Below are 10,282 nucleotides of genomic sequence, written 5' to 3'. Positions count from 1 at the left end.
CCGCCGGCATCCAGAGCGGTCAGGTGATCCGTCTTTCCGGTCAGGGCCAGCCGGGCATGGGCGGTGGCCCCAAGGGCGACCTGCTGCTGGAAGTGCTCATCCGCGAGGATCCGCGCTTTCGCCTCGATGGCCGCAACGTCGTACACGTGCTGCCGATCGCCCCATGGGAAGCTGCCCTGGGCGCGACCGTGCCGGTCCCGACGCTTGCCGGCACCGTGGACTTGCGCATCCCCGCCGGTTCGCAGTCAGGGCGCAAGCTGCGGCTGAAGGGGCGCGGCATGCCCGGCGGCAACCCGGGCGATCAGTTGGTGGAGCTGTCCATCCGCACGCCGGCCGCCGACAGCGACGCCCAGCGCAAGGCCTACGAGGCGTTGCGCAGCAGCTTCGCGAACTACGATCCGCGGAGCTGAAGGTCTACAGATCGTAGGGCGGGCACCGCCCGCCATCAGCGCGTCGGAGAGGGCGGCCGGCGGGCAGTGCCCGCCCTACGCGATCGGCTCGGATCGCAGGATGGGCATCGCCATCGGCATATCGAGGCGGCAGGTATGGGCATGACCGAAGGCCGCCTTTCGGCGGCCTTCGGCGTGGTCACATGAAACGACTTGCTCAGCTGCGCGAGGCGCGCTTGCGGTCGATCTCGGTGAGGTGCTTCTTGCGCAGGCGGATTTCCTTCGGGGTGACTTCGACCAGCTCGTCGTCGTCGATGAAGTCCAGTGCCTGCTCCAGCGAAAACTTGATCGCGGGGGTGAGCTGGATCGCGTCGTCCTTGCCGGAGGCGCGCATGTTGGTCAGCGGCTTGGGCTTGATCACGTTGACGGTGAGGTCGTTGTCCTTGGCGTGGATGCCGACCAGCTGGCCTTCATACACGTTGTCGCCCTCGGCGGCGAACAGCTTGCCGCGATCCTGCAGCGGCCCGAGCGAATAGGCCGGGGTGGTGCCGCCGGCGTTGGCGATCATCACGCCGTTCTGGCGCTTGGCGATCTGGCCTTCTTCCTTCGGACCGTAATGGTCGAACACGTGGAACAGCAGGCCCGAGCCCTGGGTCAGGGTCTTGAACTGGTTCTGGAAGCCGATCAGGCCCCGCGCCGGGATCTCGTAATCCAGGCGCACGCGGCCCTTGCCGTCGGATTCCATGTTCTTCAGCTGGCCCTTGCGCATGCCGAGCTTTTCCATCACGCCGCCCTGGTGGATCTCCTCCACGTCCACCACGAGCTGCTCGATCGGCTCCATCTTCTGGCCGTCGATGTCCTTGATGATCACTTCCGGGCGCGACACGGCCAGTTCGTAGCCTTCGCGGCGCATGTTCTCGATCAGCACCGACAGATGCAGTTCGCCGCGGCCGGAGACCAGGAACTTGTCCGCGTCAGAACCCTGTTCGACCTTCAGCGCCACGTTGTGCACCTGCTCGCGCTCCAGCCGGTCCTTGAGCTGGCGGCTGGTGAGGAACTTGCCGCCGGAGAGATCCTTGTTGCCGGCGAACGGCGAATTGTTGACCTGGAAGGTCATCGAGATCGTCGGCTCGTCCACGGTCAGCGCGGGCAGCGCCTCGGGCGTGTCCAGCGCGCAGATGGTGTCGGAGATGGTCAGGTCGGCGATGCCCGAGATGGCCACGATGTCGCCGGCCTCGGCGGTTTCCTGCTCGATCCGCTCCAGGCCCAGGAAGCCCAGCACCTGCAGCACCTTGCCCTGGCGCTTCTTGCCGTGACGGTCGATCACCGCCACCGGCATGTTCTTCTTCAAGGTGCCGCGCTGAATGCGGCCGATGCCGATCACGCCGACGAAGTTGTTGTAGTCGAGCTGGCTTATGCGCATCTGGAATGCACCATCCGGGTCCACGTCCGGCTTGCTGACGTGCTGCATGATCGCTTCGTACAGCGGGGTCATGTCGCCCTCGCGCACGTTCTCGTCCAGCCCGGCATAGCCGTTCAACGCCGAGGCGTAGACGATCGGGAACTCCATCTGCTCGGGCGTGGCGCCGAGGCGGTCGAACAGATCCCAAACCTGCTCGACGACCCACTCCGGGCGTGCACCGGGGCGGTCGACCTTGTTGATCACCACGATGGGCTTGAAGCCCATCGCGAACGCCTTCTGCGTCACGAAGCGGGTCTGCGGCATCGGGCCGTCCATCGCGTCGACCAGGATCAGCACCGAGTCGACCATCGACAGCACGCGCTCCACCTCGCCGCCGAAGTCGGCGTGTCCGGGCGTGTCGACGATGTTGATGCGGTTGCCGCGCCAGGTGATGGCGGTGTTCTTGGCCAGGATGGTGATGCCGCGTTCCTTTTCCTGGTCGTTCGAATCCATCACGCGCTCGGCCAGCACGGTGCGCTCGTTCAGCGTGCCGGACTGTTTGAGCAGGCAATCCACCAGGGTGGTCTTGCCGTGGTCGACGTGGGCGACGATGGCGATGTTGCGCAGATTTTCTATGGACATGGGAAGCACTCGGGCGGCGCGTGCAGCCACCACGTGGGTAATTTGAGGGTTAACCGGTCGATTATACGGGTTTGTGCGCTCGCGTGTGGGCGCCCGTGCGACAGTCGGTTCAGGCACGCGCTGCCACCGGCCGTGGCAGGGGCCGGTGGCAGCGGTCGGCCGTCGCCCGGGGCGAGCGGCGTGCCGGGGGTTCAAGCGGGGCGGTCGGCGAGGACGCCGTGCGCTAGACCACGCCCAGCAGGTAGTACGCGGCGATCACCACGGCCACGGCCAGGGTCTTGATCACGGTGATCGCGAAGATGTCCTTGTAGGCCTGGCGGTGGGTCAACCCGGTCACGGCAAGCAGGGTGATCACGGCGCCGTTGTGGGGCAGCGTGTCCATGCCGCCGGAGGCCATCGCGGCCACGCGGTGCAGCACTTCCATCGGGATGCCGGCGGCATTGGCGTTGTGGATGAAGGTATCTGCCATCGCGCCGAGCGCGATGCTCATGCCGCCGGAGGCCGAGCCGGTGATACCGGCCAGGGCGGTGACGGTGACCGCCTCGTTGACCAGCGGATTCGGGATCGTGTGCAGCGCATCGGCCACCAGCTTGAAGCCGGGCAGGGCGGCGATCACCGCGCCGAAACCGTATTCCGAGGCAGTGTTCATCGAGGCCAGCAGTGCGCCGCCGACGGCCGCCTGGCTGCCTGCGGCCAGCCGCCCCATCACCGCACGCCAGGCAAATACCAGCACGCATGCAATGCCGACCAGCAGCGCACCCTCGACCGCCCAGATCGCGGCGACCTTGGACACCTCCTGCACCACCGGCCTGGCGCTGCCGACCACGCTGGGCAGGAACGACTGCGTTTCGCCGTAAAGATGCGGAATCCAGTCGGTGAACAGCTTGTTGCACACGCCGACCAGCACCAGCGGCAGCAGCGCGATAAGCGGATGCGGCAGGCGGGTGGCGTCGAACGGCTCCGGTTCGTTGACCAGGTTGCTGCCGTAGCCCTCGCCGGCCGCCGCGGCCTTGCGCCGGCGCCAGTCGAGGTAACTCAGGCCCACGATCAGGATGAAGATCCCGCCGATCGTGCCCAGCCACGGCGCGGCCCAGGTATTGGTGCCGAAGAACGCGGTGGGGATGATGTTCTGGATCTGCGGCGTGCCCGGCAGCGAATCCATGGTGAAGGTGAACGCGCCCAGCGCGATGGTGCCGGGGATCAGCCGCTTGGGGATGTCGCTGGCGCGGAACAGTTCGGCCGCGAACGGGTACACCGCGAACACCACCACGAACAGCGACACGCCGCCGTAGGTCAGCAGCGCGCACACCAGCACGATGGAGAGGATCGCCCGGCTGCGCCCGACCAGGCCGATCGTCGCGGCGACGATCGACTTGGAGAAGCCCGACAACTCGATCAGCTTGCCGAACACCGCGCCCAGCATGAACACCGGGAAATACAGCTTGAGGAAACCGACCATCTTGTCCATGAACAGGCCGGTGAACATCGGCGCGACCAGCGAGGGCTCGGTCAGCAGCACCGCGCCCAGCGCGGCGATCGGGGCGAACAGGATCACGCTGTAGCCGCGGTAGGCCGCGAACATCAGGAAGCACAGCGCAGCCAGCACGATCAAGAATGCCATCCGTGATTTCCCCAGCCTCGTCAATGGCGACAGGCGTCGAGTATCCCGGAGGCACCAGGGCGCGGGCACTGTACGAAGGTACGAGTGTCCCGGCTTGCACGGGCACCTAAGCTGGCTGCATTCAGCATCCGCGCGAGCGATGCATTCACCGCGAAGGGGACGTCATGAAACGCACGCAACTGAGCTCGGCGATCGGTCTGGTATTGGGTTTCGCGCTGATGGCGCCGCTGCAGGCGCAGCAGGCCACGGACCCGTCGGGCACGGTCAAGCCGGCTGCCGCCAAGCAGGCCGAGGCGACACAGCTGGAAGCGGTCACGGTCACCGCGCGGCGTCGCGGTGAAGCGCTGGAGAAGGTGCCGGTAGCCGTCAGCGCGTTCACCAACGAGGATCTGAAGGATCTGCAGGCTAACAACATCGACGGCCTGCAAGGCGCCGTGCCGGGCATGAACATCGTGCAGGGGCGTGGTTCGTCCTCCTCGGTGAACGTGTTCATCCGCGGCATCGGCCAGCCCGACGCGCTGCAGACCTTCGACCCGGGCGTGGGCATGTACGTCGACGACGTGTACTACTCGCGCATCCAGGGCGCCCTGTTCAGCCTGTTCGACATCGAGCGCGTGGAGGTGCTGCGCGGGCCGCAGGGCACGCTGTACGGCAAGAATTCCACCGGCGGCGCGATCAAGATCATCACCAAGGAACCGAGCAACACGCCCGAGGGTTCGATCGAGGGCACCATCGGCGACTATGGCCGGCGCGAGGGCCGTTTCTATGTTTCCGGGCCGCTCGGCGCGACGGTGTCGGGCAACCTGGCCGGCGTCTACACGCGCACCGATGGCTACGTCACCGATCCGGCGACCGGCCAGAAATACAACAACGACAACACCAAGGCCGTGCGCGGCAAGTTGAAGTGGCAGCCCAGTGACGCGTTCAGCGCCACGCTGTCGGCCGACTACACCAAGCAGGACACCAGGCTGACCCTGGGTGAGGCGACCGCGCCGCTCTATGCCACCGACCTCGCGCTGGGCCAGGTGCTGCTCTACACGCCGCCCGCCGGCAAGTACGACTTCCACGGCGCGACCTCGTTCGGTCCCGGTCATGGCCAGAAGCTCACCCACTATGGCGCGTCGCTGCACATGGATTGGCACCTGGCCGACCGCTGGGATCTGAAGAGCATCACGGCGTGGCGCAAGCTGCACAGCAATTCCTTCATCGACATCGACGCCACCACGCTGGAACTGGGCGACGTGCTGGTCGATTTCCACCAGAAGCAGCTGAGCCAGGAACTGCAACTGCAGTACGACAACGGCAGCAACCTGCAGGCGGTGTACGGCCTGTACTACCTGGACGAGAAGGTACCCTCGCACCAGGAGGCCTATGCCGACGACTTCATCCGCTTCGCCGGCCTGCCGATCGATTTCCTGCGCACGATCGACGACAAGCTGGAGAACAAGAGCTGGGCCGGCTTCGCACATTTCAACTGGGAGTTCGTGCCCACCTGGACGCTCGCCGCCGGCGTGCGATACACCCATGAAACCAAGGACTACTGGCGCACCACCAGCGCGTTCTTCGGGGCGCCGCTGCAGGCGTTCAGCCAGGATCCGCAGGCGGTGATCCAGCCGACCAGCAAGTCGTGGAGCGCGGTCACTCCGTCACTCAGCCTGGAGAAGCAGTTCAACGCGCAGACGATGGGCTACGTCTCGGTCAACCGCGGCTTCAAGTCCGGCGGCTTCAACGGCCGCGCCAACGACCCCAAGGAAGCGGCCGACCCGACCTTCGATCCCGAGTACGTGTGGACCTACGAGCTGGGCTTGAAGATGCGCTCGGCCGACAACCGGTTGCAGGGCAACTTTGCCGCGTACCACTCCAACTACACCGACTTCCAGGCGCGCGTTTCCGAAGTGCAGAACCCGGGTTCGGCCACGCCGGCCTTCAGCTTCCCGGTGCTCAACGCCGCCAAGTTGAAGATCGATGGCCTCGAGTTCGAGGGTGCCGCCATATTGGGCGAGGGCACCAGGCTTTCGACGCAGCTGGCCTGGATGGATGCGCGCTACGACAAGTTCGTCGACCCCCGCACGCAGTACGACCCGAGCCTCGCCGACCTGCACGACCACGTGCCGTTCTCGCCGAAGTTCACCGCCCGCGTGGCGCTGGCGCACACCTTCGGCCTGCCCAGCGGCAATGCGCTGACCTTCGGTGCCGATGCGTCGTATCGCAGCGACACCTGGCTCAGCGTCGACAACCGCGACGGACTGATGCAGAAGTCGTACACGGTCACCGGCGTGTTCGGCGTGTTCGATTCGGTGGACGGACACTGGCAGCTGCGCGCCGGCGTGCGCAACCTCGGCGACAAGGTCTACAAGACCGACGGCCAGGAGTTCTCCAGCGTCGGCAACATCCAGACCGCCTACTACGGCGCGCCGCGCAATTGGTACTTCAGCGCCCGCTACAATTTCTGAGCGGAACGCATCGGGTCCCGGTGAAGCAGGCTGACCCCCTCTGTGCCGCGGGTACGCAAGGCCTGCGGCGCGGTGGTTGGCAGGAGTGATCCGTCCCGCCACTTCCCGGCCGGCAGGCCAACCACTCGACGGAGCAGACCCATGAACAGCCGATGGCTCAACCGCTTGCTGCTGCTGACCCTGCTGGGCAGCGGCAGCGCCTGCGCCGCCGATACGGCCGGGCGCTTGCCGCATCTGGCGATCGATCCCGGCCGCGTCGCGGTGGTGGGACTTTCCTCCGGGGCCTACATGGCCGGTCAGGCACAACTTGCGTATCCCGATCTGTTCCCCGATGCCACCCTGGTCGCCGGCGGGCCCTACGGCTGCGCCGAGGGGCAGCTGGCGGTGGCGCTGAGCACCTGCATGAAAGGTACGCCGGCGCCGGATGTCGCCAAGTTGGTGGCCAGCGCCCGGCAACAGTCTGCGGGCGGTCGGATCGGCCCGCTGAAGGATCTCGCGGGCGCTCATGTCTACCTGCTGCACGGCAGGGATGACGCCCTGGTCGCCCCAGCCGTGGCCGAGGCCGCGGCCCGTTTCTACGAGCAGTTGCGCGACGACACGCCCGGCTTGGACAACATGCAGGTGCACGAGGACGGCCTGCGAGCGTTTGCCCACAACCTGCCGGTGGCCGGCAGCGGCGACGATTGCGACAAGTCGGTGGCGCCGTACCTGGGCCACTGCGGTTTCGACGCCGCCGGCGAAATCTTCACGCAGATGTTCGGCAAGCCGGCACACGCCGCCACTGCGGCACGCGGCGAGCTGCGCACTTTCGACCAGGATGCGCTGCGCCCCGAGGGCGCCGACGCGTTCCTGGCCAGCACCGGCTACGTTTATCTGCCGCCGGCCTGCATCGCCGGCAAGCCCTGCGGCCTGATGGTGGCCTTCCACGGCTGCAAGCAGGACGCCGACGCCGTGGGCAAGGCCTTCGTCGAGGACGCAGGCTTCAATCGCTGGGCGGACGTCTACGACGTGGCCGTGCTATATCCTCAGACACGCGCAAGTTTCGCGCCCTTGAATCCGCAAGCATGCTGGGACTGGTGGGGTTATTCGGGAGCCGACTACGGCACACGCCAGGGCGTGCAGTTGCGCTGGCTGGTGAACGCGGTGCACGCGCTGGGCTTGCCTGCCGGTCATTGATGGCCCGGCATGTCGATGGCCTCGACGTTATTGTAGGAGCGCACCCTGTGCGCGATGCTCTTGCTTTGAAGCATCAGGATGCAACGCTGGCATCACGACGCAAGTCGCCCGCACGGGCGTGTTCCACATGCTGAGCGCCAGCGTCATCGCGATTGCGGCGCTGTGCTGGCTCGGCCTGCTGTTCGGGGTGGCGTTGCTTGGCGAGCGGCGGCCGCACATATTCGAGAAGCGCTGGGCGATCGTGTATGCGCTGTCGCTGGCGATCCATTGCACCTCGTGGACGTTCTACGGCACTGTCACCCAGGCCAGCCGTTCCGGCTGGTGGCTGCCGCCGACGTTTGTCGGGGCAATCCTGATGTACCTGTTCGCGCTGAAGTTCCTCGGCCGCATGGTGCAGCTGGTACGCGAGTACAACGCCGGATCGTTGGCCGACCTGATCGCGGTGCGGCTGGGCCGGCACTCGGGGCTGGCGGCGCTGGTCACGGCGGTGGTGGTGATCGGGATCGTGCCGTACATCGCGCTGCAGCTCAAAGCGGTGGCGATGAGTTACGGCATCCTCAGCCAGGGCCAACTGGCCGAATCCGAGCCGTGGCAGGACAGCGCCTTGTACGTGGCCTTGCTGATGGCGCTGTTCGCGATGCTGTTCGGCACGCGGCGCGCGTCGACCATGGCGCACAACCGAGGGCTGGTGCTGGCGATGGCGTTCGAGTCGCTGTTCAAGCTGGGCGCGATGCTGGCGCTGGGCAGCCTGTTGTTCGCCGAGCTGCCGGCAAATTTGCCGGCACGCGTGCCGGGGCCGGCGGACAGCGGCGGATTCCCGGCGCTGATCCTGCTCGGCGCGCTGGCGATGTTCACCATGCCGCACCAGTTCTACGCCGGCATCGTGGAGTGTCGCAGCGACGGCAACCTGCGCACGGCGCGCTGGCTGTTTCCGCTGTACCTGTTGCTGATTTCGCTGCCGATCCTGCCGTTGGCGCAGCTGGGCGATGCGCTGCTCGGGCCCAGCGGGGTGTCGTCGGACATGTACGTACTGGCGCTGCCGCTGGCCCAGGGCGAGCGGGGACTGGCACTGGTCGCGTTTCTCGGCGGGCTCAGCGCGGCGACCAGCATGGTGGTGATCGCCACGCTGACGCTGAGCCTGATGGTGGTCAACCATTTCATCGCGCCGCTGCGCGTGCGGTCGGGCTGGGGACGCGGCGAGCGCGTCGACCTGCGCGGGGCGCTGCTCAATTACCGGCGCGTGGCGATCGTGGTGGTGATCCTGCTGGCCTGGGCCTACAGCCGCCTGCTGGCGCGCAACGAGGCATTGGCCGACATCGGCGCGATCTCGTTCTCGGCGCTGGCTGGTCTGACCCCGGCCGTGCTCGCAGCGATGTATCGGCCGCAAGTGGGCTCGCGCGCGGTAATGGCCGGGCTGGCCGCCGGCACCGTGGTGTGGATCTACGCAGTGTTGCCGGCACTGCTGCCGGCGTCGTTGCCGTGGCTGCGCGACGGGCCGTTCGGTCTGCACTGGCTGGCACCGGACGATCTGCTCGGCCTGGGCGACTGGAACCGCCTCGGTCGCGCCGTGGTGGTGAGCCTGGCGGCGAACATGGCGGTGATGCTGGCCGTGGCCGGTTCGCGCTACGGGCAGGGCGGACGCGCGGTCAGCGTCGGCCACGTCGATGTGGCCGAATTGCGCGCGCTGGCGGCGCGTTTCCTGCCGCCGGAGCGGGTCGAGCACCTGTTCGATGGCGCACCGACCAGCGGTTCGTCCGGCACCGCGCGGGTCAACCAGGTGGAGCACGAGCTGGCGGCGGTGATCGGCGCCGCGTCGGCGCGGTTGCTGCTGGAGGTGGCGCATCGGCAGGGCCGCGACGAGCTGGACACGGTGGTCGCGATCGTGGGCGAGGCGGCGCAGGATTTGCGCTTCAACCAGCGCGTGCTGGGTGCGGCGCTGGAGAACATGAGCCAGGGCATCTGCGTGGTCGATGCGGAGTTGCACCTGGTGGCGTGGAATTCGCCGTATGCGCGGCTGTTCAACTATCCCTCCGGCATGCTGCGGGTGGGTCGTCCAGTCGCCGAGCTGACCCGCCACAACATCGAGGTCGGCATGCTCGGCCCGGGGGCGGTCGAAGCACGCGTACGGCGTCGGCTGGAGCACATGCGTGCGGGCACCCGGCATTTGTCCGAGCGGCGCTTTCCCGACGGCCGGATCGTGGAGGTGCGCGGCAACCCGATGCCGGGTGGCGGTTTCGTGGCCACCTTCACCGACGTCACCGCGTTCCGCCAGGCCGAGGCGGCACTCAAGCGCGTCAACGAGACGCTGGAGCTGCGCGTGGACGAGCGCACCCGCGCGCTGGCGCTGGCCTCGGCAGCTGCGCAGGCGGCCAACGAGGCAAAGAGCCGCTTCCTCACCGCGGTCACCCACGACCTGATGCAGCCACTGCATGCGGCACAGTTGTTCGCGCATGCGTTGACCGAGCGTGGTGGCGACAGCCGTACGGCACAGCACCTCAACGGCGCGCTCGCCGCCACCGAGGGATTGCTGACCGGCCTGCTCGACGTGGCGCGGCTGGAGGGTGGCCGCCTGCATCCGCAGCCGCGCCACGTCGAGCAG

Annotated in this window: 6 protein-coding genes; 4 read left to right on the top strand and 2 right to left on the bottom strand. The window is 67.2% G+C overall.

Going from position 1 to position 10,282, the window contains the following annotated elements; all coding sequences use genetic code 11:
• On the top strand, positions 1 to 410 hold a 410-nt coding region (locus B1991_RS13920; protein WP_281280547.1), incomplete at its 5' end, for a DnaJ C-terminal domain-containing protein.
• A gap of 196 nt (positions 411 to 606) precedes the next feature.
• Here B1991_RS13920 and typA read toward each other — a convergent pair.
• Both typA and B1991_RS13910 read right to left on the bottom strand, forming a co-directional pair.
• Positions 607 to 2,433, bottom strand: a complete 1,827-nt coding sequence (typA, locus tag B1991_RS13915) for a translational GTPase TypA (protein ID WP_136259281.1) — start codon at positions 2,431 to 2,433, stop codon at positions 607 to 609.
• A 223-nt stretch (positions 2,434 to 2,656) separates the two neighbouring features.
• A complete protein-coding gene (locus tag B1991_RS13910; protein WP_136259280.1) occupies positions 2,657 to 4,054 on the bottom strand; it encodes a GntP family permease in 1,398 nt (465 codons plus the stop codon).
• Between the two features lie 164 nt (positions 4,055 to 4,218).
• Between B1991_RS13910 and B1991_RS13905 the strand changes: the two genes are divergently transcribed.
• The 3 genes from B1991_RS13905 to B1991_RS13895 form a co-directional block, all read left to right on the top strand.
• Positions 4,219 to 6,507 (top strand): TonB-dependent receptor, encoded by a 2,289-nt coding sequence (locus B1991_RS13905; protein WP_136259279.1) that lies wholly within the window; start codon positions 4,219 to 4,221, stop codon positions 6,505 to 6,507.
• A gap of 141 nt (positions 6,508 to 6,648) precedes the next feature.
• Positions 6,649 to 7,683 (top strand): extracellular catalytic domain type 2 short-chain-length polyhydroxyalkanoate depolymerase, encoded by a 1,035-nt coding sequence (locus B1991_RS13900; RefSeq protein ID WP_136259278.1) that lies wholly within the window; start codon positions 6,649 to 6,651, stop codon positions 7,681 to 7,683.
• Between the two features lie 127 nt (positions 7,684 to 7,810).
• A partial coding sequence (locus B1991_RS13895) for a PAS-domain containing protein (RefSeq protein ID WP_136259277.1) occupies positions 7,811 to 10,282 on the top strand: 2,472 nt, incomplete at its 3' end.

The sequence above is a fragment of the Rhodanobacter lindaniclasticus genome (assembly GCF_004799035.1).
Lineage (GTDB): Bacteria > Pseudomonadota > Gammaproteobacteria > Xanthomonadales > Rhodanobacteraceae > Rhodanobacter > Rhodanobacter lindaniclasticus.
This window is presented reverse-complemented; position numbering and strand designations above follow the sequence as displayed.

Bases quoted from the DNA above. Each gene is read 5' to 3' on its own strand.
- typA (WP_136259281.1), bottom strand. From the start codon at position 2,433: ATGTCCATAGAAAATCTGCGCAACATCGCCATCGTCGCCCACGTCGAC.
- B1991_RS13910 (WP_136259280.1), bottom strand. From the start codon at position 4,054: ATGGCATTCTTGATCGTGCTGGCTGCGCTGTGCTTCCTGATGTTCGCG.
- B1991_RS13905 (WP_136259279.1), top strand. From the start codon at position 4,219: ATGAAACGCACGCAACTGAGCTCGGCGATCGGTCTGGTATTGGGTTTC.
- B1991_RS13900 (WP_136259278.1), top strand. From the start codon at position 6,649: ATGAACAGCCGATGGCTCAACCGCTTGCTGCTGCTGACCCTGCTGGGC.